General features: G+C 64.0%; 23 protein-coding genes. 7 read left to right on the top strand and 16 right to left on the bottom strand.

The window, feature by feature from the left end; genetic code table 11:
- The first annotated feature begins 73 nt into the window (after positions 1–73).
- Together FJ428_RS13040 and FJ428_RS13035 are read left to right on the top strand one after the other, a co-directional pair.
- Entirely contained in the window at positions 74–2,383 is a 2,310-nt protein-coding gene (locus FJ428_RS13040; protein ID WP_140763228.1) for a PAS domain-containing hybrid sensor histidine kinase/response regulator, read from the top strand.
- A gap of 183 nt (positions 2,384–2,566) precedes the next feature.
- Positions 2,567–3,454 (top strand): GNAT family N-acetyltransferase, encoded by an 888-nt coding sequence (locus tag FJ428_RS13035; protein ID WP_140500229.1) that lies wholly within the window; start codon positions 2,567–2,569, stop codon positions 3,452–3,454.
- A gap of 117 nt (positions 3,455–3,571) precedes the next feature.
- Here FJ428_RS13035 and FJ428_RS13030 read toward each other — a convergent pair whose 3' ends face one another.
- Both FJ428_RS13030 and grpE read right to left on the bottom strand, forming a co-directional pair.
- Positions 3,572–4,204, bottom strand: a complete 633-nt coding sequence (locus tag FJ428_RS13030; protein WP_140560243.1) for a trimeric intracellular cation channel family protein — start codon at positions 4,202–4,204, stop codon at positions 3,572–3,574.
- 112 nt (positions 4,205–4,316) lie between these two features.
- Positions 4,317–4,952, bottom strand: coding sequence for a nucleotide exchange factor GrpE (grpE, locus tag FJ428_RS13025; protein ID WP_140500232.1), 636 nt, complete (start codon positions 4,950–4,952; stop codon positions 4,317–4,319).
- A 313-nt stretch (positions 4,953–5,265) separates the two neighbouring features.
- Here grpE and FJ428_RS30885 point away from each other — a divergent pair, with 313 nt between their 5' ends.
- On the top strand, positions 5,266–5,391 hold the full coding sequence (locus tag FJ428_RS30885) for a hypothetical protein (RefSeq protein WP_281405849.1): 126 nt from the start codon (positions 5,266–5,268) through the stop codon (positions 5,389–5,391).
- A 164-nt stretch (positions 5,392–5,555) separates the two neighbouring features.
- Positions 5,556–6,578 carry a fatty acid desaturase gene (locus tag FJ428_RS13015; RefSeq protein ID WP_140500460.1) on the top strand — a complete coding sequence of 341 codons (1,023 nt, stop codon included), beginning with the start codon at positions 5,556–5,558 and terminating at the stop codon, positions 6,576–6,578.
- Positions 6,579–6,685: 107 nt separating this feature from the next.
- On the opposite strand, the gene FJ428_RS13010 is transcribed toward FJ428_RS13015, so the two are convergent.
- The 5 genes from FJ428_RS13010 to cysG all read right to left on the bottom strand — a co-directional run bounded on the left by FJ428_RS13010 (position 6,686) and on the right by cysG (position 11,574).
- Positions 6,686–7,219 carry a DUF934 domain-containing protein gene (locus FJ428_RS13010; protein WP_140500236.1) on the bottom strand — a complete coding sequence of 178 codons (534 nt, stop codon included), beginning with the start codon at positions 7,217–7,219 and terminating at the stop codon, positions 6,686–6,688.
- 161 nt (positions 7,220–7,380) lie between these two features.
- Entirely contained in the window at positions 7,381–8,145 is a 765-nt protein-coding gene (locus tag FJ428_RS13005) for a phosphoadenylyl-sulfate reductase (protein ID WP_140500238.1), read from the bottom strand.
- The gene (locus FJ428_RS13000; protein WP_140685811.1) at positions 8,120–9,790 is read right to left on the bottom strand and encodes a nitrite/sulfite reductase; all 1,671 of its coding nucleotides are present in this window, start codon (positions 9,788–9,790) and stop codon (positions 8,120–8,122) included. Before FJ428_RS13000 ends, FJ428_RS13005 begins: the two co-directional genes overlap by 26 nt.
- 48 nt (positions 9,791–9,838) lie before the next feature.
- Positions 9,839–10,132: a DUF2849 domain-containing protein gene (locus FJ428_RS12995; RefSeq protein WP_140500242.1), complete on the bottom strand. Its 294-nt coding sequence runs from the start codon at positions 10,130–10,132 to the stop codon at positions 9,839–9,841.
- Positions 10,129–11,574, bottom strand: a complete 1,446-nt coding sequence (cysG, locus tag FJ428_RS12990) for a siroheme synthase CysG (RefSeq protein WP_140500244.1) — start codon at positions 11,572–11,574, stop codon at positions 10,129–10,131. Before cysG ends, FJ428_RS12995 begins: the two co-directional genes overlap by 4 nt.
- 432 nt (positions 11,575–12,006) lie before the next feature.
- Here cysG and FJ428_RS12985 point away from each other — a divergent pair, with 432 nt between their 5' ends.
- A complete protein-coding gene (locus FJ428_RS12985) occupies positions 12,007–12,456 on the top strand; it encodes a host attachment family protein (protein ID WP_140500246.1) in 450 nt (149 codons plus the stop codon).
- A gap of 215 nt (positions 12,457–12,671) precedes the next feature.
- Entirely contained in the window at positions 12,672–14,474 is a 1,803-nt protein-coding gene (locus FJ428_RS12980) for a cation:proton antiporter (protein WP_140500248.1), read from the top strand.
- A gap of 102 nt (positions 14,475–14,576) precedes the next feature.
- On the opposite strand, the gene FJ428_RS12975 is transcribed toward FJ428_RS12980, so the two are convergent.
- Positions 14,577–15,014: a VOC family protein gene (locus FJ428_RS12975; protein WP_140879535.1), complete on the bottom strand. Its 438-nt coding sequence runs from the start codon at positions 15,012–15,014 to the stop codon at positions 14,577–14,579.
- Positions 15,015–15,104: 90 nt separating this feature from the next.
- The gene (locus FJ428_RS12970) at positions 15,105–15,914 is read right to left on the bottom strand and encodes a helix-turn-helix transcriptional regulator (RefSeq protein WP_140558379.1); all 810 of its coding nucleotides are present in this window, start codon (positions 15,912–15,914) and stop codon (positions 15,105–15,107) included.
- 143 nt (positions 15,915–16,057) lie between these two features.
- On the opposite strand from FJ428_RS12970, the gene FJ428_RS12965 reads away from it, so the two are divergent.
- The gene (locus tag FJ428_RS12965) at positions 16,058–16,978 is read left to right on the top strand and encodes a zinc-binding dehydrogenase (RefSeq protein WP_140879534.1); all 921 of its coding nucleotides are present in this window, start codon (positions 16,058–16,060) and stop codon (positions 16,976–16,978) included.
- Between the two features lie 27 nt (positions 16,979–17,005).
- Here FJ428_RS12965 and FJ428_RS12960 read toward each other — a convergent pair whose 3' ends face one another.
- The 7 genes from FJ428_RS12960 to FJ428_RS12930 form a co-directional block, all read right to left on the bottom strand.
- Entirely contained in the window at positions 17,006–17,758 is a 753-nt protein-coding gene (locus FJ428_RS12960; RefSeq protein ID WP_140500256.1) for an SDR family oxidoreductase, read from the bottom strand.
- 50 nt (positions 17,759–17,808) lie between these two features.
- Positions 17,809–20,073, bottom strand: coding sequence for a transglycosylase domain-containing protein (locus FJ428_RS12955; RefSeq protein ID WP_140672237.1), 2,265 nt, complete (start codon positions 20,071–20,073; stop codon positions 17,809–17,811).
- Between the two features lie 137 nt (positions 20,074–20,210).
- Positions 20,211–20,357 carry a hypothetical protein gene (locus tag FJ428_RS12950; RefSeq protein ID WP_140500260.1) on the bottom strand — a complete coding sequence of 49 codons (147 nt, stop codon included), beginning with the start codon at positions 20,355–20,357 and terminating at the stop codon, positions 20,211–20,213.
- Between the two features lie 23 nt (positions 20,358–20,380).
- Positions 20,381–20,635: a GlsB/YeaQ/YmgE family stress response membrane protein gene (locus FJ428_RS12945; protein ID WP_140500262.1), complete on the bottom strand. Its 255-nt coding sequence runs from the start codon at positions 20,633–20,635 to the stop codon at positions 20,381–20,383.
- Between the two features lie 110 nt (positions 20,636–20,745).
- Positions 20,746–20,949: a hypothetical protein gene (locus FJ428_RS12940; RefSeq protein ID WP_140879533.1), complete on the bottom strand. Its 204-nt coding sequence runs from the start codon at positions 20,947–20,949 to the stop codon at positions 20,746–20,748.
- 83 nt (positions 20,950–21,032) lie between these two features.
- A complete protein-coding gene (locus FJ428_RS12935) occupies positions 21,033–21,653 on the bottom strand; it encodes a ribonuclease D (protein WP_140500266.1) in 621 nt (206 codons plus the stop codon).
- Positions 21,654–21,801: 148 nt separating this feature from the next.
- Positions 21,802–23,184, bottom strand: a complete 1,383-nt coding sequence (locus FJ428_RS12930) for a M20/M25/M40 family metallo-hydrolase (RefSeq protein ID WP_140763246.1) — start codon at positions 23,182–23,184, stop codon at positions 21,802–21,804.
- Positions 23,185–23,595 lie beyond the last annotated feature (411 nt).

Genomic DNA, 23,595 nt, shown 5'->3' with positions numbered 1-23,595 from the left:
AAAACAACCTATCCGCTAAAATTCGAACGATCCCCCGCAGGCTTCCATAATTTCTGTCCGGTAGGGTTTTCGCATGGTCGCGGAATCCGGCATCCAGGAAGTGGAGACTGGCGAAGACGTCGATGCGGTACCTCCGCCGGCGTCGGCGCGGCGGTTCGTCGCCGCACCGCCGCTGGCGCCTGAGCCGCAACAGGCCAGGAATGAGCCGCGATTGGCCGGCCGCGAAGGCTTGCCGCTGCTGACCTTCGTCGCCATCATCATGCTGGCGGGGCTGACGCACCTGACCGGCGCGCCGATCTTCATCAGCCTCGCTTTGCTGGCGACCGGCCTTGCCGGCTTCGGCCTGCACCTGCGCGCCAGAAGGAACGAATACCGCACCGCCGCGCTGCTTGATGAAACCACGGCTCGCAGCCGTGCCGAGATCGAGACGCTGGCCGATCGCATGTGGGAGATGCAGGAGAGCGAAGAGCGCTTTCGCGGTCTGATCGACGCGCTTGGCGATCTCGTCATCCACCGCGACCGCGACGGCTATATCGTCTATGCCAACAAGGTGTTCGCCGATCTCGTCGAGGTCGACCAGCGCGACCTCGCCGGCAAGACCCTGGCTGAACTTGGCATCGAAGTCGGTATCGTTCCCGACGCCGCCTTTTCCGACCATGAATGCCTGAGTTCCACCGACGTCGCCATCCGCACCCCCGGCGGTTCGCGCTGGTTCTCGTGGATCGAACTGTCGGTGCGCGACAAGGACAGCGGTTCTGTCTCGCATCGCGCCATCGCCCGCGACATCACCGCCCGCAAGCGTGCCGAATCCTCGCTGATCACCGCGCGCGAGCGGGCCGAATACGCAAGCCAGGCCAAATCGCGCTTCCTCGCCACCGTCAGCCATGAAATCCGCACGCCGATGAACGGCATCATGGGCATGGCCAGGCTGTTGGCCGATACCAGCCTGTCGCCGGAGCAGCAGACCTATGTCGGCGCCATTTCGACCTCGGCCAGCGCCCTGCTGGCCCTCATCGAGGACCTGCTCGACTATTCCAAGATCGAGGCGGGACGCTTCGATCCCGAACCGCAGCCAATGTCGGTGCGCGAGATCGCCGACAACGTTGTCGAGCTCCTCGCCGCGCGCGCCTTCTCCAAGGATATCGGCCTCGGCTGCCATGTCGAGCCCGACGTGCCGCAATTGATCACCGCAGATCCGGGCCGGGTCAGGCAGGTGCTGCTCAACCTGATCGGCAACGCCATCAAGTTCACCGACAGCGGCGGGGTGCTGGTGAGTATAGCGCGCGCCCGCACTGAAACCACCGACCGCATATGCTTCACCATCGCGGATACCGGGCCAGGCCTGCATGAAGACGACATGGAGCGCATTTTCGAGGAGTTCGAGCAGGCCGACGGTACCTCGACGCGCGCGCATGGCGGAGCCGGTCTCGGTCTTGCCATCTCCAAGCGCCTGGTGACCGCCATGGGCGGCACGATTTCCGTCTCCAGCCGGTTGGGTCAGGGTTCGGAATTCGTCTTCGATATCCCGGCCATCTCCGCGAGCGAGCCACCACCGGGCCGGATGGACGCGCTTCAGGGCAGGCACGCGGTAATCCTGTCGAGAAATATCGTCGAGGCCGACGCCATCGCCCGCAGCATCCGCGCCAACGGCGGCGCGGTCGATATCGCCACCACCGTGGCGCAGGCGGCATCGTTCTCCGGCGATTGCGACGTGCTGCTGGTCGACGCGGCCATGGAAGAGGGCGACGGAAGACTGCTCAAGCGGCTGCGCCAAAGCGGTTTTTCCGATTGCGAAGCCATCACGCTGATCGCCCCGACCGATCGCGGCATGCTCGGCGAGTTCCGCGCCAGCGGCTACGCGACCTTCCTCGCCAGACCGGTGCGAGGCGGAACACTTTTGCGTGTGCTTCTGAGCAGTCATGCGCCGGCGCTTGCCCCGACACGGCCGGAAAAGCCCCACCCGCCGGCGCTTCGCGCCGCCAGTGATCGCCAGCGTGGCCTGTCGGTGCTGATCGCCGAGGACAATGACATCAACGCCATGCTCGCTCGCGCCACGCTGCTGAAGGCCGGTCATCGCGTCAAGGTTGTCGGCAACGGCAAGGCGGCGGTCGAGGCCGTTACCGGTGCCGGACACAAACACCGCTTCGACGTGGTGCTGATGGACCTGCACATGCCGGTGATGGATGGGATGGACGCCATCGCCGCCATCCGCCGCCATGAGGAGGAGACGGCCGTGCCGCCAGTGCCCATCATGGTGCTGTCGGCCGACAGCCAGGAAAAGACCCGCCATGCGGTGCTCGCCCACGGCGCCAGCGGCTTTGTCACCAAGCCGCTCGACCCCGATGCACTGGTCGACGCCATCGAGGGGCAGGTCGCCGCCTGAGACTTTTTTTCTTCAATCTCCTGCCGAGCGGCGCCACCTTGCTTTTGCATAACGTAGCCGGTTGACCGTATTCGCCAGCCGACGAAGTATTGCCCGCGACGCCGTATCACGGTACTGTCACAATCCTGTTGCACCTACACCGTATCCCCGTGCCAAGAGGGATGGCTCGAAGGAGAATCACTCGTGCATACAGTTATGCCGGAATGTGACACTCGGCCGAACGCCGGCGGCGCCTTGCTTGCCGGGCGCAATGTCGATTCCGTCACAAAGGGCGCAGCGCTCGGCCGTATCGGCAACCTCGAAGTGCGGCTGGCCCGCAACGAGGCCGAGATCGCGGCCGCGCAGGAAGTGCGCTACCGGGTATTCTACGACGAGCTTGGCGCCAGGAAGAACCTGTTTCAGGTGCAGGACCGCCGTGATGCCGACCGCTTCGATCCGCACTGCGATCACCTGCTCGTCTTCGATACCTCGCTTTCCGGCCCCGAACATCGCCGCATCGTCGGGACCTACCGGCTGCTGCGGCAAGAAATCGCTGCGGCCGCCGGCGGCTTCTATTCCGAAGGCGAGTTCGAGCTGACCAAGCTCATCGCCCGTCACCCCGGCCAGCGCTTTCTCGAGCTCGGCCGCTCCTGCGTCCTGCCGGAATACCGTTCGAAGCGCACCATCGAGGCGTTGTGGCAAGGCATCTGGGCCTACATCAACCACTACGGCATTGGCGTGATGACCGGCTGTGCGTCTTTCCAGGGCACGGTGCCGGCGGCCCATGCCGAGGCGCTCACCTATCTGGCGCATCACTGCCGCACGAATTCGGCTTGGGACGTGCGCGCCGTCGCAGGCCGCTATTGTTCCATGGACCTGATGCCGATCGAGGCGGTCAATGCCAAGGCAGCGATCGCTGCGATGCCGCCCTTGGTCAAGGGCTATCTCAGGGTCGGCGCCCGCATCGGCGACGGCTGCGTCATCGATCGTGAATTCTCGACGGTCGATGTGTTCGTGGTGATGCCGGTCAAGGAGATCGGCGCCCGCTACGTCAATTATTACGGCGGGGAAGCGCAGCGTTTTGCGGCGTGATCGGTAGTCAGTAGTCAGTAGTCAGTAGTCAGTAGTGAAGACATCATAATTTACACCTACTGATTAACCCTAATCACTACTCACTACTCACTAATCACTAACCCCTAATCCCTTCTCTCACGAAATATCCTCCGGCCGCCTGCCGGGCCGGCTCTTGTAGGACGCAAACGACCAGCCGAATTTGAGCGCGCCGCCGCGCACGGCGAATGCCGCGGCGAAACCGGCCAAGCCTGACACGATCTGCGGCAGTCCGGCGACATCGCCCAATGTGAAGATCGACGCGCCAACCAGGGCGGCCGTAACATAGATTTCCGGCCTCAGCAGCACCGAAGGCTCCCCTGCCAGCACGTCGCGCAGGATGCCGCCGAATGTGGCGGTCAGCACGCCGGTGATGACGGAAACGACTGGCGAACCGGTGATGGCCAACCCTTTGGCCGCACCCATCACCGAAAAAGCGGCTAGCCCGACGGCGTCGAGCCAGAGCAGCCACTTCCAGCGGGATTCGACACGGTGCGCGCTGAAAAACACCAGCACCGAAACCGCCGCGCAGATCAGCACATAGCTGGAATTGGCGATCCAGAAAACCGGCAGGTTAAGGATGACGTCGCGAAGAGTGCCGCCGCCGATGCCGGTGACGCACGCCAGGAAAAGGAAGCCGATAACGTCGAGCTGCTTGCGCGACGCGGCAAGCGCACCTGTCGCCGCGAAGACCGCAACGCCGGCATAGTCGAGAAGCGCGATGGGGTTCAAGGGCGGGACCAGGGAGTAAGGCAGCAGGGGAGTAGGGAAGTATGTTTAGCACGAAGCCGTACTGTTGATACGCCCCTTACTGCCTTACTGCCTTACTGCGCTATTCCCCTAACTACGCATCCTTCTCCGCCTGCTCGTTGACGGGCCCCGGCTCGACCGGCGCTTCGCCGGCGGCGATTTTCGGGCCGCCCTTGGCAACGCCGACCATGGCCGGGCGCAGCACCCGCTCCCCGATCGAATAGCCCGGCTGCACGACCTGCACCACCGTGTTGGCCGGCACATCGGGATTGGGCACTTCGAACATGGCCTGGTGGAAATTGGGATCGAACTTCTCGCCTTCCGGCGCGAGCTTCTTGACGCCGTGCCGCTCCAGTGCGGACAGCATGGCACGCTCGGTGAGATCGACGCCGTCGATCAGCGCCTTGAAACCCGCATCGCCGGACGCCTTGGCCTCGGCGGGAATAGCGTCCAGCGCGCGGCGCAGATTGTCCGAAACCGACAGCATGTCGCGGGCGAAGTTCGCGACCGCATAGGTACGCGCGTCATGCACGTCGCGCGCGGTGCGGCGACGCAGGTTCTCCATCTCGGCCGCAACGCGAAGCGCCCTGTCCTTCAGCTCTTCATTCTCCTTCAGGAGCCGCACAACCGCTTCATAATCGCCATCGACGCCACCTTCCGTGCGCTCGGCATTGGCTTCGGTCGCCTCAATTTCGTCGGGCGCGCGTTCGTCTTTTGCCTGGTCGCTCATCGCCGTTTCCCATCATCTCGAATAGTGTGGATTTTGAGCCCGATATCGAGGTTTGGTGGGCAAAAATCAAGGGGTAAGCGAAGGCACGCGCCCAGCCGTTCAAACCGAATGGCGATCAGTGCGATGCTTCGATTTTAATTCAAACTTTACCATAGCTTCCACCTTTGCTTGCCCCGGCGGCGCGATCGGGGAACCATTTGCTGGCTGGAGGATTTTCGAACCGACACAGGATTTTTGAAATGACACCCCGCGACAAGGGCGAAAAGAAAGATCGGATCGCCGCCGAAATCCGGCGCCACTAGGCACGGCGGCGGTGAGACGCTTTCTGCATGCGCTGCCGGCCTTTCGCGCCGAGAAAGACATTCCCGACCGCTTCCGGGACCAGCTCGAACGTCTCGACGGCCTGGAAAACAGCATGGCTGGCGGCGCGCGCCATTGATGCATGTGACCGGATGCGATCCGGGTTGGCAGAGTTGCAGGGTTAGAACAGAACCTGAAGTCGCGGCCTGGATCGAGGATCCCGCGCCCCATCGCGACAATTACGCGCGGTAATTTCTCGTGATTAGCCTTGCGGGAGCCGGGCCCCTCCGCCTATGCTTCATGATGAACATGATTTCCCCTGAGACTGCCGCCAACAGTAAGCGCGCCTGGTTGAAGATCCTGGCGCGCTACAAGAAGCCGGACAGGCGGCGCAGCGCCGTCGAACTGGCGATCACCCTGATCCCTTTCGCAGCACTCTGGGCGCTGTCCTCGATCGCCTTTGCCTATGGCCATTGGTGGGGGCTGGTGCTGATCTTGCCGGCGGCGGGCTTCCTGGTGCGGATTTTCATGATCCAGCACGATTGCGGGCACGGATCTTTCTTCGCCAACCGCACCGCCGATGACTGGATAGGCCGCGTCCTGGGCGTGCTTACGCTGACGCCTTATGATTGCTGGCGGAGTGCTCATGCCACCCATCATGCCAGCGCGGGTAATCTCGACGAGCGCGGCGTTGGCGATATCAAGACGTTGACGGTCGCGGAGTACCGGCGGATGTCCTGGAGAGGTCGCCTCGCCTATCGTCTCTATCGCCATCCCTTGGTCATGTTCGGACTGGGGCCGATATGGCTCTTCATCTTCGAGCAAAGGCTGCCGGTCGGGATGATGCGCGGTGGCCTGAAGCCCTGGGTATCCTCGATGGCCACCAACCTCGCCATCGTTCTGGCAGCGTCGATCCTGATATGGTTCGTCGGTATTGGCGCTTTTCTGGTCGTCCACCTGCCGATCGTCATCCTTGCCGGATCCGCCGGCATCTGGCTGTTCTATGTCCAGCACCAGTTCGAGGAGACCGAATGGGCGAAGGACGATGAGTGGGAGTTCCAGCGTGCCGCCTTGCACGGATCCTCCTATTATGACCTGCCGCCGGTGCTGAACTGGTTCACCGGCAACATCGGTGTCCATCATGTCCATCACCTCTCCGCGAAGGTGCCAGGCTACCGCCTGCAGGAAGTGCTGCGCGATTATCCGGAACTGCGCGGCATAGGCCGCATCACCCTTCTTGAGAGCCTGCGCTGCGTCAAGCTGGCGCTGTGGGATGAAAACAGCGGCAAGCTGGTGTCGTTTCGCCAGGCACGGATGGCGGCGTAGCCATCTTCTGCCTGGCTCTGCTGTCCCCGATCCGCCGGCGGCACCTCCTGTCGTCGTGACGGGAGAGGACAGGCGGCCGCAAACCTGTCGCTGGAAGTGTCGTGACGTCAGCCGGCACGCAGCCGACGCCAGGAGTATTTTGGTCCCTTGGGCTTCGGCACGGCGGCAGGCTGGTAGTAGAGTCCCAATCCGCCGGTGCGGCCTTCGTCCAGCCGCTTCAAGAGCACGGGATTGGAGATTTCGAATTCATCGAAACCGAGCCGCAGCATATGCGGCAGTTGGTCGACCAGCACCTGGCCGGTGGCGCGCACGGCACCTTCGAAATGATGTCGGCTGCGCAGCAATTCGCCCTTTGAGAAGGAGCGGCCATCGCTGAACGACGGAAAAGCCAGCGCCACCAGCGACAGTTGGTCGAGCAGGCCAGCAATCCTTTCGAGCTGATCGCCGGGTTGCAGCACGACACCGATCCTTTCCTTGGCCGACCGGCGCACCTCCGGATCGAGATCGAGAAACGCCTGCAGCGGCAGGATGAAGCGGCCATTGCCGGACAGCGCTTCCGCGCCTTCGGCATGAGCCCACTCATCCTCCCGAAAACCCGTCGGGGTCCAGAGGCGGGTCTCCGGTATCGTCGGTTCAGTCATCGAAATTTCCTAAAATTCAAAGAGCTCAAGGGGGTGTGGAGATTCAAGCAGGCCCGAGTCGAAAACGGTAGCTTCCGAGAGCCGGAGCGGAGCGTACTTGTAGTACGTGAGCCCCCGAAGCCGCCGTTTGCAGGCCGGCCCCACCTGAATATCAGCATACCCTATAACGATGCGTCGGTCAGCGACTTCTCCAGTCCCGACAGGTGAATGCCGCACTCGGTCTTGGCATGGCCGGCCCAGCGGCCGCTGCGCGCGTCCTCGCCCGGCTGCACCGGCTGGGTGCACGGGAAGCAGCCGATCGACAGATAGCCATAGGCGACCAGCGGATTTTCCCGCAGTGCATGCGCGCGCATGTAGTCCGCCTGGTCCGACGTCGTCCAGTGCGCCAGCGGATTGATGCGGATACGTGGGCCGACCGCCTCGAACACCGGAAGTGCTGCGCGCGTCGAGGCCTGGAAGCGTTTGCGGCCGGTGAACCAGGCGCGGAAAGGCGCCACGCCCCGTGCCAGCGGCTCGACCTTGCGCACGTCGCAGCAGGCGTCGGTGTTGGTCTGGTGCAGATTGCCGGTCGGATCGATCCGCTCGAGTGCTGCCTCGTCGGGCTTGATCACCTGGATGTTGGTCAACCCGAAATCGGCGACCAGGGCGTCGCGATAGCCGAGCGTCTCCTCGAAATGCTTGCCAGTATCGAGAAAGATGACCGGCAGCGAGCGATCGACTTCGGAAATCATGTGCAGTAGCACGGCCGAATCGGCACCGAAGGAAGACACCGCGGCAATCTCATCGTGAAACAGGTCGCCTGCCGCGCGTTCGATGATGTCGAGCGGATTCAGGTGGCCGTAAAGCGCGTCAAACCCCGCCGCTTTGGCGGCGATGCCGTCATCGGCGTCGACGATAGGGTCAAGCGGCCTTGGCTTCGCCAGCATAGAGCGCCTCCTTGAACGGCGCGGGACCGACACGGCGGTAGGCGTCGATGAATTTCTCTTGTGAGTTGAGCCGAAGGCCGAGATAGGTCTCGACGATCTGCTCGATGGCGTCGGTGATCTCTTCCGACGAGAAGCCGCGGCCGATGATCTCGCCCACCGAAGTGTTCTCGTCGGCCGAACCGCCAAGCGTCACCTGGTACAGCTCGGTGCCTTTCTTTTCGACTCCGAGAATGCCGATGTGTCCGACATGGTGATGGCCGCAGGCATTGATGCAGCCGGAGATCTTCAGCTTCAACTCGCCGATCTCGCGCTGCCGCTCCAGCGAGGCGAAGCGACGCGAGATCTCCTGCGCGATCGGGATCGAACGCGCTGTGGCCAGCGCGCAATAGTCGAGGCCCGGGCACGAGATGATGTCCGATATCAGGTTCGAATTGGCGGTCGCCAGGCCGATATCGACCAGCGCGTCATAGACCGCCTTCAGGTCGGCGCGCGCCACATGCGGCAGGATCAGGTTCTGCTCGTGGCTGACGCGCAACTCGTTGTATCCATACTTCTCGGCGATATCGGCAATCGCTTCCATCTGGCTGTCGGTCGCATCGCCCGGCACTTCGCCGATACCCTTCAGCGAGATGGTCACCGCCGCATAGTCGGGGTGGCGATGCGTCACCACGTTCTGGTCGAGCCAATCCGAGAAGCCCTTGGAATCGAGGCGTGCCAGCTTTACAGCCTCGTCGCCGTCCGGCCGCGCGGTCAGCGCTGGTGGCGCGAAATAGGCGTCGATGGCGCGGATGTCTGCTTCCGGCAGCTTCAACTCGGCGTCCTTCAATTGCTGCCATTCCGCCTCGACCTGGCGCGTGATCTCCTCGACGCCGGTCTCGTGGACCAGGATTTTGATGCGCGCCTTGAACTTATTGTCGCGGCGGCCATGCAGGTTGTAAACGCGCAGGATCGCCGTGCAGTAGGACAAAAGGTCGGCTTCCGGCAGGAAATCGCGGATCTTCCTGGCGACCATCGGCGTGCGCCCCTGGCCGCCGCCGACATAGACGGCGAAGCCGAGCTCGCCGGCCGCGTTCTTCTTCAGGTGCAGGCCGATGTCGTGGGTCTGGATGGCGGCGCGGTCGCGCTCCGCGCCGGTTACCGCGATCTTGAACTTGCGCGGCAGGTAGGAAAACTCCGGATGAACAGATGACCACTGGCGCAGGATTTCCGCATAGGGACGCGGATCGGCGACCTCGTCGGCCGCCGCACCCGCGAAATGGTCCGCGGTGACGTTGCGGATACAATTGCCGCTGGTCTGGATGGCGTGCATCTCGACACTCGCCAGATCGGCCAGGATCGCAGGAATGTCGGACAGCGCCGGCCAGTGGAACTGGATGTTCTGGCGCGTGGTGAAATGGCCGTAGCCCTTGTCGTATTTGCGCGCGATGTGGCCGAGCATGCGCAACTGCTTGCTGTTCAGCGTGCCATAGGGCACCGCGATGCGCAGCATATAGGCGTGCAATTGCAGGTAGACGCCGTTCATCAGCCTGAGCGGCCGGAACTGGTCCTCGGTGATCTCGCCGGCGAGCCGGCGCTGGACCTGGTCGCTGAACTCGGCGACGCGGGCCTGGACAAAATCGTGATCGAACTCATCGTAGCGGTACATGCTTCGTCTTTCAGGGCGCGTCCGCCCGTGTTCACTTCTGGTCTGGGCTTACGCCGCCCGGGAGGCCTGCTTGCCAAGATCGTTGCGAATGGTCGGGCCCGCGGCGCGGATCTTCTCGCGCAACCGCACCGGCTCGACAACGCCGTTCACGATTTCGGCATCGATGAGGTTGACGTCGAGGACTTCGTTGTCGGCGTGGGCCTTGGCACCGATCGCTTCCAGGCGATCCTCGGCCGCCTTGTCATGGGCGAGGTCGGCATGGTCCGCCCTCTCGGCCCAGCCGCCGTCTGCGTACCAGACGGCGATGCCGTCGGCGAGCCGGTTGGCGGTCAGTATCTTCATTGCTGAACTCCCTCGGTGGCAGCTATGGGCGCACCTTCATGCCTGTGTGCCGCGAGCGGTTCGGACCGTTCGAAATTGGCGCCGGCGACCGCATCGCCGATGATGGTCATGACCGGACCTGAGAGATCGGCGCGCGCTTCCAACGACGGCAGGTCGGCAAGCGTGCCGTGGAAACGGCGGCGATTGCCGAGGCTGGCATTCTCGACCACGGCTACCGCCGTATCGGGCGAAAGCCCGGCCTCGATCAGCCGGCCGGCAATCTCCGCGGCCACCGAGCGGCCCATATAGACAGCAACGGTGGCACCCGAAATGGCAAGCTTGGCCCAGTCGGGCAGCGAATTGCCCTTGAGATCATGACCGGTGGTGAACACCATCGAGGAGGAAACCCCGCGCAGCGTCAGCGGCAATTCGAAATCGGCGGCGGCAGCGAAAGCAGCGGTAACGCCCGGAACCACCTCATAGGCGATGCCGGCATCACGCAGCGCCGCCATCTCCTCGCCGGCCCGGCCGAACACCAGGGGATCGCCCGACTTCAGCCGCACCACACGCTTGCCTTCGCGGCCAAGCTCGACCAGCAGCGCATTGATCTCGGCCTGGCTCTTGGTGTGACAGCCTTTGCGCTTGCCGACCGCCAGGCGCTCGGCGTCGCGTCGGCCCATGGCGACGACAGCCTCCGGCACCAGCGCGTCGTGGACGATGACATCGGCCTCCATCAGCAGGCGATGCGCACGCAGCGTCAAAAGGTCCTCGGCACCGGGGCCCGCGCCAACCAGGGCGATATGGCCTGAAGCGGATGCAGCCGAACGCAGAAGATCGGCGGCTGCGTCATGCGCCTGCGAAAGCTTGCCAGCTTCGACGGCGCGCGCCGGCGCACCGCCGAAGAACTCGCTCCAGAACCGGCGGCGCGAATTGCCCCTGGGCAGGCTTTCAGCGGCGGCCCGGAACGACGCGGCGAGAGCCGCCAGCCTGCCCAACGAAGGCGACAGCATGCGGTCGATGCGGGCACGCAGCATCTGCGCCAGCACCGGCCCAGCGCCTTCCGTGCCGATGGCGATCGCGACCGGTGCGCGATTGACCAGCGCCGGGGTGAAAAAATCGCAAAGCTCCGGCCGGTCCACCGCATTGACGGGGATGCCGAGCCGGCGCGCATCCTGGACAACGCGCCGGTCGAGCGCCTCATCGCCGCTGGCAGCGAACACCATCACCGAGCCTTCCAGCCGGCTCGCCTCATAGGCCGCGATGTGGGTGGCGCCACTCTGCGCGATGAAGCCGAGCATGTCCGGTGAGGCGCTCTCCGCGACGATGCGCAGCGTAGCGCTGGACTGCCCAAGCAATCGTGCCTTGGCCAACGCTTCGTCGCCGCCGCCGACGATCGTTACGGCTTCGTCCTCGACCCGTACGAAGACGGGGAAGGCATTGAGCTTGGGGGCGGGCTGCGGCATGGATACGAACGGAATCCTGATCTGGTCTTCACTTCTACGCGTGGGCGCGAAAAAGCTGAAGAAACCCACTCGCGCATCACCTTCCGGGATGCAATCGCTTTTTCTAAAGGGCCGCGGCCAAGAGAAAAATATTCCACCTTGTTGCGGAGACCGGCATCAAGCCGCTGTCGCGGGCCTTGATTTCTCCTCTTTTTTGGGCCGAACGCGCTTTATGACAAAACCGTTTTTTCTAAATTCTACTAATTTAGTAGATTAAAGCTGCCTGGCGGTCGTGCGCGCGCCTCCACCTCGACGGAGCGTCCGTATGACCTGGCTTTTTGGCTGGAACATTACCGGATCGAGGCGCGTTCCTTCCGCATGCGCAATTCAAAATCATACCTGGCCGCGGCGTGAAGCCAAGCGTGGCGGCAGCGAAGGAAGGAGCCCGGCGTCATGAGCGCGATCAAGTTGAAGCACGGCATCTGGATCATGGTGGCCGACGGAGAAAAAGCGCTCTTCCTCAGAAATGCAGGTGACACCAAATTTCCGAACCTCGAAGTGGTGCAGGAAGTGAGGCAGGACAACCCGCCAACGCGCGAGCAAGGCAGCGACAGTCCCGGTCGCTACAATGACGGTCCCTCGGTTCACCGCAGCGCGGTCGAGGAGACGGATTGGCATCGGATCGGCAAGGAGCGCTTTGCCGACGAACTCGCCGAACGACTCTACAAGCTGGCTCATCGAGGCTCTTTTGACGAAATCATCCTCATCGCGCCGCCGCTCGTGCTCGGCGCGATGCGCAAGATCCTGCACAAGGAAGTCAGCGACAAGGTCAGCGCGGAAATTCCCAAGACGCTGACCAACCACGCGGTATTCGAGATCGAGGCTCTGTTGCGGGCAGCTTGATCGTTGCCTATCGAGCGCCGCCATTGCGGCGCATGATTTCGGCTGACCTCGGATTCCGGCTTGCTTGCCCACCGGCGAGGTATTTGTCGCTTCACCGGCAATTCCCGGTTTTGCGGGGTTGCGTGGCCGACACCCAATCCACCATATTGCAAACAGGCGGCGGCTTCGGGCGGCGCATATCCTGCATCGCTGGCTTGAAAGGCGCTCCATAGACAATGCCGCATGACACTCCCCTTATCGCCACCATCGTAGCCGGTCTGGGGCTCGCTTTCGTCTTCGGCGCTCTCGCCAACCGCTTCCGCATTCCGCCGCTGGTCGGCTATCTCGTGGCCGGCGTGCTGGTTGGGCCGAACACGCCCGGTTTCGTCGCTGACGCCGGCCTTGCCAATGAGCTCGCCGAAATCGGCGTCATCCTGTTGATGTTCGGCGTCGGCCTGCATTTTTCGCTGAAGGATCTCCTGTCGGTCCGCGCCATTGCCGTGCCCGGCGCCATCGTTCAGATCGGCTTTGCCACGGCACTCGGCGCGGGGCTTTCCTGGATGCTCGGCTGGTCGGCGGGAGCAGGACTGGTCTTCGGCCTGGCGCTGTCGGTGGCCTCGACCGTGGTGCTGCTGCGCGCCCTGCAGGAGCGCCGCCTGATCGAGACCGAGCGCGGCCGCATTGCCGTCGGCTGGCTGATCGTCGAGGACTTGGCCATGGTGCTGGCCCTGGTGCTTTTGCCAGCGCTTGCCGGCGTGCTTGGCGGCCAGGAGCAGGCGGATGCCCATGCGAGCGGCCTGCTGTCGCTGCCCGCGAGCTACGGCATCTGGGGTGTCGTCGGCATCACGCTGGCCAAGGTCGCCGCCTTCGTCATCGTCATGCTGGTGGTAGGCCGCCGCGTCATTCCCTGGATCCTGCACTATGTCGCCCATACCGGCTCGCGCGAGCTGTTTCGGCTTTCGGTGCTGGCGATAGCGCTTGGCGTCGCCTTCGGCGCGGCCAAGCTGTTCGGCGTCTCGCTGGCACTGGGCGCTTTCTTCGCCGGCATGATCATGAGCGAGTCCGAACTCAGCCACCGCGCCGCGGAGGAATCGCTGCCGTTGCGCGATGCCTTCTCGGTGCTGTTCTTCGTCTCGGTCGGTATGCTGTTCGACCCGTTCAGCCTGTTCAGCAACGGCTTGCCGATTCTGGCAACGCTCGCCATCATCGTCGTCGGCAAGTCGCTGGCGGCCTTCCTCATCGTCGTCGCCTTCGGTTATCCCCTGGCGACGGCGCTGATGATTTCGGCGAGCCTTGCCCAGATCGGCGAGTTCTCCTTCATCCTGGCCGAACTCGGCGTCGGGCTGAAACTGCTGCCCGAACAGGGGCGAGACCTCATCCTGGCGGGCGCCATCCTGTCGATCGTGCTCAACCCGGTGATGTTCCTGGTCATCGACTGGATGAAGCCATGGCTCGAGGCCCGCGCCGCCAGGACGGCGCCGCCTGTGGAGCCCAAACCGGTCGGCCCGGCGACGGAGCCCGGCCAGGTGGCTTCCGTCGCCTCGGCGGCGAAGCAGGAGGATGGGCCGCCGCCAAGAACGGCCCTCAGCGGCCACGCTATCCTGATTGGTTACGGCCGTGTCGGCAGTCTCGTCGGCGCTGCGTTGAAGGAAGCCGCCCTGCCCTTCCTGGTGGTCGAGGATGCCGACAAGACACTGGTGAAGCTCAGGGCCGAGGGCATCGAGACCGTGGCCGGCAACGCCGCCAATGCCGAAGTGTTTGCAGCCGCCAATCCCGAAGGCGCAAAACGGCTGATCCTGGCCATCCCCAATGCCTTCGAGGCCGGTCAGATCGTGCTGCGTGCGCGCGCCGCCAATCCCGCCATCAATGTCGTCGCCCGCGCCCATTCCGATGCCGAGGTCGAGCATCTCAAGGGGCTCGGCGCCGATACGGTGATCATGGGCGAACGCGAGATCGCGCGCGGCATCGTGGAAGAGGTGCTTGGTCACAAGCCGCGGGCGGCTGAACCGTCCGCCTACACGGAACTAGTCCGTGCTTAGCGAGAACGCGGCCGACCGTGGAGGGCGGGACCTCGAACAGGTGGGGCGGCCTTGGACGCGCCCGCTGACATCGGCCACTCCTGCCATTTCTTCGTATTGCGCTTAACCGAGTTCTTGGGCGAGTCCGATGAGCAACCCCTCAGGCCCACGGATGTAGCAGAGCCGATACACGTCTTTATACTGGACTACTTCGCCTACGAGCTGCGCGCCGCGCGTGCGGAGCCTCTCAAGCGTCTCGTCGATGTCGTCCACGGTGAACATGACGCGCAGGTACCCTAGGGCGTTGACCGGGGCGTTCCGGTGATCTGCGACGACAGGCGGCATGAGGAAGCGGGAGAGCTCGAGCCGGCTATGGCCGTCCGGTGTGCGCATCATGGCAATCTCGACATGCTGATCGCCCAGTCCGGTGACACGTCCGGCCCATTCTCCTTCGATCGTGGCCCGTCCTTCGAGCTCGAGGCCGAGTTCGCGAAAGAAATCAATCGCCTCTCCGAGATCTTCGACGACGATTCCTACGTTGTCCATCCGCTTGAGCGCCATGTTTCAGTCTCCAAGGTCTCGTTCGAATCTACAAGGCGTCGCTTGGTCCAACAATGGATGCTCGAGGTGCTCCGCCTGCAGCCAGGTTGATCACGCCACGAAGGCAGAGCCGCCATTTTGCGCGACGCTGCCGAGGTATTTTGCCGGCGGCTTGCCAAGCGCCTTCTTGAACATGGTGATGAAGGCGGTGACGGAATCATAGCCGAGATCGCCGGAGACCTGCTGCACGCTCGCACCGGAGGCCAGTTCTCGAATTGCGACGATCAGATGCAACTGCTGGCGCCAGCGTCCGAAGCTTAAGCCAGTCTCCTTCACGACGAGACGGGCGAGACTGCTCTCGCTGAGCGCAACCCGGCTGGCCCATTCCGACAATGTGCTGCGGTCGGCGGGATCCTGCGCCAACGCTTCGGCGATCCGCCTCAATCGCGGCTCGGATGAGATCGGCAGATGCAGCCGCTGGACAGGCATGCGCGGCAGCTCAGCAAGCAGCATCCTGATCAAAAGCGCATCCCTCGCCTCATCATCCCCCACGCCATCGGACAGTTCGATGATCAGTTCGCGCAGCAGCGGCGAGACCGAAAGGGTGCAGCACCGGTCCGGCAATTCGGCGGCTCCCGGCTCGATGTAGACGAAGAAGATCCGGGCGTTGGCGGTCGCGATATTGCTGTGCTCCATGTCGCCGGGAATCCACACCCCGCAATGCGGCGGCACCATCCACAGGCCGCTCGGGACGCGGCATGTGACGCCACCGCCGAGCGCGAAGACGAGTTGGCCTTTGCGATGCCGATGGGAGGGGACTTCGGCCCTGGTTTCGGTAACGTCGACGCGCACGGCGATTGCCGGTGCGAGGACGTCATCCACATTGAAATCGAGCCATGGGTAACGAAGAGGTTGTCTCATGATTGACGGCTTTTAGCGATTAAACGCCACGATAGCTAAATTCTTCAAGCTGGGAAGTCGATAGGTTCCAGCTTGCCCATGCACCCGGTTGATCAGGATGCCACCGCGCTTTGCATCCACAAACCAGCAGGAAGGTACGTCTCATGCTCGCCCTAGTCATGTCTTCCGACAGCCCCACCGGACTGACGCTTGCCGAGGTCGAGGACCCTCGGCCTCTCGCAAACGAGGCGCTTGTCTCGGTCCACGCAACCTCGTTGAATCGCGGCGAATTGCGCCTGCTCACCATACGCCCGGACGGCTGGATACCCGGCCAGGACATCGTCGGGATCGTCGAACGGCCAGCGGCCGACGGCTCCGGGCCAGCCGTGGGCGCCCGCGTCGCGGCCTTGGTCGACCAGGCCGGCTGGGCCGAACGCGTCGCGGTTTCGACCGACCGCCTCGCCGTCCTGCCGGATGAGGTCAGCTTCGTTTCCGCGGCCACGCTTCCGGTCGCGGGCACCACCGCGCTCAGGACTTTGCGCCATGGCGGCGACCTTGCCGGCCAGCGGGTCCTGATCACCGGCGCAAGCGGTGCGGTCGGCCGTTTCCAGCTCCAGATCGCGCGCGAACAGGGCGCGAGCGTGACCGCGGTCGCGGCCTCCCGGCATGGCGAGGATCTCCGCCGCCTGGGTGCCGGGCAAGTCGTCGAGTCGATCGAACTGGCTGAGGGGGCGTTCTCGCTGATCACCGAGTCGGTCGGCGGCCAAAGCCTCGCCCACGCGATCGAACGCGTCGCTCCTGGCGGGACGATCGTCATGTTCGGCTCGAGCAGTGGCGAACTCACGCCAATTGGGTTCCGCCAGTTCGTTCCGGGTCACGAGGGGGCGAGGCTTCAGACTTTCGCCTACTACACGTCTGGCGCGGGCATTGGCTCGGACATCGCCTCGCTGCTCGCTCTCGTTGCGGCCGGCCGGCTGGAAACCCGCGTCGCCCTGACCATGCCATGGACCGACATCGCCCAAGCCCTGGACGCTCTGCGACAGCGCAGCTTCAGCGGCAAGGCCGTTCTCACCATGACCGGATGAACGATCCCTAGGCTGAGACCTGCCCCATCACACGTGCTGGCCGCCATTGATGTGGATTTCCGAGCCGGTCACATAAGACGCCTGCCCGGAGCACAGGAAGAAGATGATGTCGGCGACCTCGGCCGTGGTGCCCAGCCGCCTGAGCGGAATGGTCTCGACGATCTTGTCCGTGCCCGGCGACAGGATCGCGGTGTCGATTTCGCCCGGCGCAATGGCGTTGACGCGGATCCCGTGCGGGCCGAAATCATGCGCCATCTCGCGCGTCAGCGAGCCGAGCGCCGCCTTCGATGTCGCATAGGCGGTGCCGGCGAAGGGATGCACCCGGGTGCCGGCGATCGAGGTGACGTTGACGATCGACCCTTTCGCCGATGCCAGTTCCTTGAACAGCCCGCGCGCCAGCATGATCGGCGCGAAGAAATTGACCTGGAACACGTCGCGCCAGACATGCATCGGCGTGTCGATGGAGTTCATGCGGCTGTTGCCGTCCTTGAGCTTTGGCGAAATGCCGGCGTTGTTGACCAGCGCGTGCAGCTGCCCGCCATGCGCCTCGAGCCGGTGGCGGATTTCGGAGACGGCGATGCCGACATCCTCCTGGTCGGCGAGATCGACCTTGATGTGGTCCTCGGGCCCGGCCGGCCACGGGCAATCCTCGGCAAACGCCTGGCGCGAGCAGGTGATGACGCGCCAGCCCTCGCGCGAGAAACGCTTGACCGTGGCATGGCCGATGCCACGGCTGGCGCCGGTCAGCACAATGGTCTTCCTAGTGTCGATCTCTGCCATGTCGGGAGGTGTAGCCGAACGGTGTGGCGCTGGCGAGAGGCGAGTTGCCGCTAGCCTCCGCCGAGAATGTCGAGGATCGAGGTCTGCCGCTTCTTGAGCGGACCGCCGACACTGCCCGGCGGCACCGGATGTCCGACCGACGCGGTGGTTCCGGAATCGCCCGGCATATCGAAACCATCGGCGTCGACCGTCTGGGCCGGGCGGGGCGCGCGAACCGGCGCTGGCTGCGCCGCGACGGCGGCGGGCGCCGACTGGCCGACAGGCGCTTGCGGCTTCGGAGCCGACTGCGTCGCATCGGCCGACGGGATTTCGTCCGGCACGATCCTATCGGCCGGGGTCGACTTCCAGGTGCCGGGCAGCGGCCGCACGGGCACACCCTCATGCGCGGCGACCATGAACTCGTGCCAGGCCTGCGCAGGCAGCGCGCCGCCGGTGACCTTCTTCATCGGGCTGCCGTCGTCATTGCCGAACCATACGCCGGTGGTGAGATTGGCGGTGTAGCCCACGAACCAGGCGTCGCGCGAATTCTGGCTGGTGCCGGTCTTGCCGGCCGACGGCCAGGTGAAGGCCGCCTTCCTGGCCGTGCCGATCTCCACCGTCCCGGTCATCATCGAGTTCATCATGCCGACGATCTCGGGCTTCACCACGCGTGGCGCGCTGCCGCTGCCGGCGTCGTACAGCACCTTGCCCTCGGCTGATGTCACGCGGCGGATGAAATGAATATCCGGCTTGTAACCGCCATTGGCGAAAGGCACATAGGCCGAGGTCAGCTCCAGCGGCGTCACTTCCGACGTGCCGAGCGCGATCGAGGTGTTGGCCTGCAAATCGGACTGGATGCCCATGCGATGCGCCGCCTCGACCACTGCGTCCGGCCCCACTTCCATGGTCAGCTGGGCCGCCACCGAGTTCAGCGACTTCGCCAAGGCGGTTGCCAGCGTCACCTTCCCGAAATACTTGCCGCCGTAATTGTCGGGTGTCCATTTGCCGATCTTGATCGGCGCATCGTTGCGCACGCTGTCGGGCGTGCGGCCGGCCTCGAGGGCGGCCATGTAGACGAACGGCTTGAACGCCGAACCGGGCTGCCGGCGCGCTTCCGAGGCGCGGTCGAACTGGCTGGTCGAATAATCGTAGCCGCCGACCATGGCGCGCACCGCGCCCGAATCGTCGATCGACACCAGCGCGCCCTGGGTGACGTTGAGCTTCTTGCCGCTTTCGTCGATCAGCCGGCGGATCGATTGTTCCGCGAGCTTCTGCAGGTTCAGGTCGACGGTAGAATCGATGACGATGTCGCCGCGCACGTCGCCGATCAGATCGGGCAGTTCTTCCATGATGGTATCGGCGACGTAGTTTTCCGAGCCTGTCCAGTAGGACGGCGCGCGCGTTGCCGGCGCGCTCATCGCCGTGGTCAGCTCCTTGGCGCTGATCTTGCCCTCGTCGCGCATGGCGGCGAGCACCAGCTGCGCGCGGTCCTCGGCGGCCTTGGGATCGCGCGCCGGCGACAGTCGCGACGGCGCCTTCAGGAGACCGGCAAGCAGCGCCGCCTCCGACAAGGTGACATCGCGCGCGCTCTTGCCGAAATAACGGCGCGAGGCCGCTTCGACGCCATAGGCGCCCGAGCCGAAATAGACCCGGTTGAGGTACATTTCGAGGATCTGGTCCTTGGTGTGCTTGTGCTCCAGCCACAGCGCCAGCAGCACCTCCTGCACCTTGCGCTCCAACGTCCGGTCTGGCGTCAGGAACAGGTTCTTGGCCAGTTGCTGCGTCAGCGTCGAACCGCCTTGCGAGAAATGCCCGCCGGCGAGGTTGGCGACCATGGCGCGCGACAGGCCGATCGGATCGACGCCGAAATGCGAATAGAAGCGGCGGTCCTCGATGGCGATGACCGCCTCGGGGATGTAGGGCGACATTTCGTGCAGGCCGACCGCCTCGCCGCCGCTCATGCCGCGATTGGCGAGCAGTTGGCCGTCGGCGGAGACGATCTTGATATTGGGCGCGCGATCGGGGATCGACCAGGTCGTGGCCGCCGGCATCTTGGCACCGTAGTAGACGACGACGCCGGCCACGGCGATGCCGCCCCAGATGGCCAGCACGAAGCACCAGTAGACCAGCCGGCCGAGCACGCCGAACAGGCCGCGCCGGCTTCGGTCGCGCCTGGCACGCGACGATTTTGCCTTCGGCGGTTTGCGCTTGGCGGAGGCTTTGCGGTTGCTGGGCACGACGCGGTCCTCCTCGCTCACCGAAAGACCTGTCTGGGATCTCGCTTGTGGCGGTCCCTCGAAACTGGGTTCGATGCGGCTGTCTCTGTGGTTCGCCATGCGCTGCGCTTGATATCCCGATGCCTATGGCGTTCGGGTTGCAGAGTAGATGCGGCGGTTTAAAGGCGGGTTAAATCCGGCAGGCAGCGATAGTCAGGCGTGGGGAGCAATGCGGAGCCGGCAAGCCCGGGCTCCGTTCAGTTCTGCTGGATCGAGATGCCCTTGTCGTCGATCTTGAGCTCCACGCCTTTCGGCTTGGTCTGTTCGCGGTAGACGTAGACGCCGAGCGCGATGACCACGACGACGAGCGCGCCAATGACGAGATAAAGCGTATTCTGTTTCATGGCGCGCTCCTCGGTGCCCGGCCTCAGGCTCGCTTCAGGACCCTGACCAGGATCAGCAGGATGATGGCGCCGATCGTGGCGTGGATGATCGAGGCGAGGATGCCGCCGCCGATGGACAAGCCGATCCGCGGGAACAGCCAGCCCGCGATGAACGCGCCGATGATGCCGACGATGATGTTGCCGATCAGGCCGAAGCCGAAACCGGAGACGATGAGACCGGCGAGCCAGCCGGCGATGGCACCGATGATGATGAAGACGAGCAGGCTTTCGACGCCCATGGCGATTTCCCTCCGAGCAAGAGGCGAGCGCGGAGCGGAAAGCCCCGAATCGGCCTCGATATCAACGGCTTCAGGCTATGCGAAAGCCGCCGCCCTCGCCAGCGGCCTGCTCATTGGTCGCCGTCGTCGCTCCCGGCGGGCCGCCAGCTCGTCGGCTCGACCTTCTTCTGCGTATCGCTGTCGATGTAGACCCACCAGCCGCCGTCCCGGTATTGCGCGATGGATTCGTTGAGCACGCCGTCGCCGTCCTTCCAGGTCACGGTGACCTTGGAGCCGTCGGTGGGCGCGGTCGATATGGGCTTCCTATCCGTCATGTCATCCCTCTTTTCGAGCCGACGGAACACGACGGCCGGCATCTGGTCCCGGACGGAACATCGGCGGCAGCGCCGCGACGCCGTCAGCTATGAGCGAAAATATCCTCTTCGTCCCAGCCCATGAGGTCAAGCTTGGCGCGTGTCGGCAGGAAGCGGAAACAGGCGTCGGCCTCTTTCGTGCGATCCTCGCGCGCCAGCCGCGCCGCCAGCACGTCGCGCAGCCGGTGCAGATAGAGCACGTCGGATGCGGCGTATTCGAGTTGTTCGGGCGACAGCGTTTCGGCCGCCCAGTCCGACGATTGCTGCGCCTTGGACAGGCCGACGCCCAGAAGCTCGAAGCAGATGTCTTTGAGACCATGCCGGTCGGTGTAGGTGCGGGTCAGCCGCGAGGCGATCTTGGTGCAGAATACCGGCTCGGGCATCACACCGAACGCATGGTAGAGCACGGCAAGGTCGAAGCGCCCATAGTGGAACAGCTTGGTCACGCTGTGGTTTCCCAAGAGCTTGACGAGGTTCGGCGCTTCCTTTTGGCCCGGCGCGATCTGGATGACGTCGGCGCTGCCGTCGCCGGGTGAAATCTGCACCACGCACAACCGGTCGCGATGCGGGTTCAGGCCCAGCGTTTCCGTATCGATGGCAACCGCCCCGACATTGTAGCGGGACAGGTCGGGCAGATCGTTTTTGTGGAAACGGATATCGCTCATCGTCTTCTCCGGGGTCGCGCTTTCGGCATCGCGCATCCATCGAGCGGACGCGCGCGCTCCAGCACGTTGCGCTGGCAACCCGTCCTTGCCGTGATCGGTGGAAAAATCAACATAAACTTGATTTTCCCGCCTTTCGTGAGTTCCCGGCTCAGCGCGTCAGCGCGTCCAGAATGCGTGCCCAGGAGCGCTGGCCCTTGTGGAACGAACTCAACTCATACTTTTCGTTCGGCGAGTGGATGCGGTCGTCGTCGAGGCCGAAACCGACCAGCAGCGATTCCATGCCGAGATAGGTCTGGAAATCGCCGACTACGGGGATCGAGCCGCCGCTGCCGATCGTCACCGCCGGCTTCGGCCATTCGTCCGACAGCGCCGTCTTGGCCTTGGCCAGGAACGGCGAGTCGTAGGAAAGCTGGATTGCCGGCGAGCCGCCATGCGGGTGGAACTCCACCGAACAGTCGGCCGGAATGCGCTCCTTGACGAATTGCTGGAAGGCGGCGCGGATCTTCTTGGGATCCTGCTTGTGGACGAGGCGGAAAGATACTTTCGCCGAGGCCTGCGCCGCGATCACCGTCTTGAAGCCCTTGCCGGTATAGCCGCCGGTGATGCCGTTGAACTCGGCCGTCGGCCGTGCCCAGGTGAGTTCCAGCAGCGAGCGGCCCTTTTCGCCCGACGGGATCGACAGGCCGACGGGGCCAAGGAACGTCTCGGCCGTTTCGCCCAGCGTTTCCCATGATTTCAGGATCTGCGACGGCGTTTCCTCGACGCCGTCATAGAAGCCCGGGATGGTGATATGGCCGTCCTTGTCGTGAATGTCGGCCAGCACCTTTGCCAGGATGCGGATCGGGTTGGCAGCGGCGCCGCCATAGAGACCCGAATGCAGGTCGCGGTCGGCGGCCTTCACGATGATCTCCTCGCCAACCAGCCCGCGCAGCCCCACGCAGATCGACGGCGTGTCGCGGTCCCACATGCTGGTATCGCAGACCAGCGCGAAATCGGCCTTGAGTTCATCGGCATTGGCTTCGAGGAAGGGTTTCAGCGACGGCGAGCCCGACTCCTCCTCCCCCTCGAACAGGATGGTGATGCGGCACGGCAGATTGCCATGCACCTGCTTCCAGGCCCGGCAAGCCTCGACGAAGGTCATCAACTGACCCTTATCGTCGGCCGAGCCGCGCCCGGTGATCACCTTGTGGCCGGGCTCGATCTCCTTGACCGCCGGCGCGAACGGGTCGTTTTCCCAAAGCTCGATCGGATCGACCGGCTGTACGTCATAGTGGCCATAGAACAGCACATGCGGTGAACCGGCCGGCCCATCATGATGCGCAACCACCATCGGGTGGCCGGGCGTGTCGCGGACGCTGGCGTCGAAGCCGATCACCTTGAGTTCTTCCACCAGCCATTCGGCCGCCTTGCGGCAATCGGCGGCATAGGCCGGATCGGTGGAGATCGACCTGATCCGGAGCAGGCCGAACAGGCGCTCCAGGCTCTGGTCGAGATTCTTGTCGAGACGGTCGAGAACGGGGGAAATTGACATTGATGAGCCTTTCGATTCAGTGCCGGAACCCTAAAGGCAGAGCGGACAAACGAAAAGCCCGGGACCATTGGACCACGGGCTCCAAGCGCGTATTCGAACAAAAAAGACCGCCGTGGTGGAGGGGGAACCACGGCGGCCCTTCTACTCGAAACGATGCGGCAGCCCGGAGAGGGGGGATAGGCTGCCGCAGGTGTCCGGGATAGGCGGGGGACGGGCCTTGCTCCGGACGTCGGCGAAAATTGCCGATGCCATTTATCTGTGTCCTCGAACGTGGCGATTCAAGGGCACGAATATTACACTTTTGTAACATGGCCGTGAGCAGCCGTTGGACAGGCGGGACCAAGCCGTCTCGCAGGCGAAAATAATGCCGATTTCAGCTCTTTCCAACCAACCTGTCGCCTGCCTGTCAGG

This window comes from Mesorhizobium sp. B2-8-1 (assembly GCF_006440955.1).
In the GTDB taxonomy this organism is placed as follows: domain Bacteria; phylum Pseudomonadota; class Alphaproteobacteria; order Rhizobiales; family Rhizobiaceae; genus Mesorhizobium.
This window is presented reverse-complemented; position numbering and strand designations above follow the sequence as displayed.

Excerpts from the sequence above, each read along its gene's own strand:
- FJ428_RS12945 (WP_140500262.1), bottom strand. The coding sequence starts at position 20,635 with ATGGGCGTCGAAAGCCTGCTCGTCTTCATCATCATCGGTGCCATCGCC.
- FJ428_RS13000 (WP_140685811.1), bottom strand. The coding sequence starts at position 9,790 with ATGTACCGCTACGATGAGTTCGATCACGATTTTGTCCAGGCCCGCGTC.
- FJ428_RS12970 (WP_140558379.1), bottom strand. The coding sequence starts at position 15,914 with ATGAGACAACCTCTTCGTTACCCATGGCTCGATTTCAATGTGGATGAC.
- grpE (WP_140500232.1), bottom strand. The coding sequence starts at position 4,952 with ATGAGCGACCAGGCAAAAGACGAACGCGCGCCCGACGAAATTGAGGCG.
- FJ428_RS12995 (WP_140500242.1), bottom strand. The coding sequence starts at position 10,132 with ATGAAGATACTGACCGCCAACCGGCTCGCCGACGGCATCGCCGTCTGG.
- FJ428_RS12965 (WP_140879534.1), top strand. The coding sequence starts at position 16,058 with ATGCTCGCCCTAGTCATGTCTTCCGACAGCCCCACCGGACTGACGCTT.
- FJ428_RS12935 (WP_140500266.1), bottom strand. The coding sequence starts at position 21,653 with ATGAGCGATATCCGTTTCCACAAAAACGATCTGCCCGACCTGTCCCGC.
- FJ428_RS12955 (WP_140672237.1), bottom strand. The coding sequence starts at position 20,073 with ATGGCGAACCACAGAGACAGCCGCATCGAACCCAGTTTCGAGGGACCG.
- FJ428_RS13010 (WP_140500236.1), bottom strand. The coding sequence starts at position 7,219 with ATGACTGAACCGACGATACCGGAGACCCGCCTCTGGACCCCGACGGGT.
- FJ428_RS12930 (WP_140763246.1), bottom strand. The coding sequence starts at position 23,184 with ATGTCAATTTCCCCCGTTCTCGACCGTCTCGACAAGAATCTCGACCAG.
- FJ428_RS12960 (WP_140500256.1), bottom strand. The coding sequence starts at position 17,758 with ATGGCAGAGATCGACACTAGGAAGACCATTGTGCTGACCGGCGCCAGC.
- FJ428_RS12950 (WP_140500260.1), bottom strand. The coding sequence starts at position 20,357 with ATGAAACAGAATACGCTTTATCTCGTCATTGGCGCGCTCGTCGTCGTG.
- FJ428_RS13015 (WP_140500460.1), top strand. The coding sequence starts at position 5,556 with ATGAACATGATTTCCCCTGAGACTGCCGCCAACAGTAAGCGCGCCTGG.
- FJ428_RS13040 (WP_140763228.1), top strand. The coding sequence starts at position 74 with ATGGTCGCGGAATCCGGCATCCAGGAAGTGGAGACTGGCGAAGACGTC.
- FJ428_RS12940 (WP_140879533.1), bottom strand. The coding sequence starts at position 20,949 with ATGACGGATAGGAAGCCCATATCGACCGCGCCCACCGACGGCTCCAAG.
- FJ428_RS13005 (WP_140500238.1), bottom strand. The coding sequence starts at position 8,145 with ATGCTGGCGAAGCCAAGGCCGCTTGACCCTATCGTCGACGCCGATGAC.
- FJ428_RS12980 (WP_140500248.1), top strand. The coding sequence starts at position 12,672 with ATGCCGCATGACACTCCCCTTATCGCCACCATCGTAGCCGGTCTGGGG.
- FJ428_RS12975 (WP_140879535.1), bottom strand. The coding sequence starts at position 15,014 with ATGGCGCTCAAGCGGATGGACAACGTAGGAATCGTCGTCGAAGATCTC.
- cysG (WP_140500244.1), bottom strand. The coding sequence starts at position 11,574 with ATGCCGCAGCCCGCCCCCAAGCTCAATGCCTTCCCCGTCTTCGTACGG.
- FJ428_RS12985 (WP_140500246.1), top strand. The coding sequence starts at position 12,007 with ATGAGCGCGATCAAGTTGAAGCACGGCATCTGGATCATGGTGGCCGAC.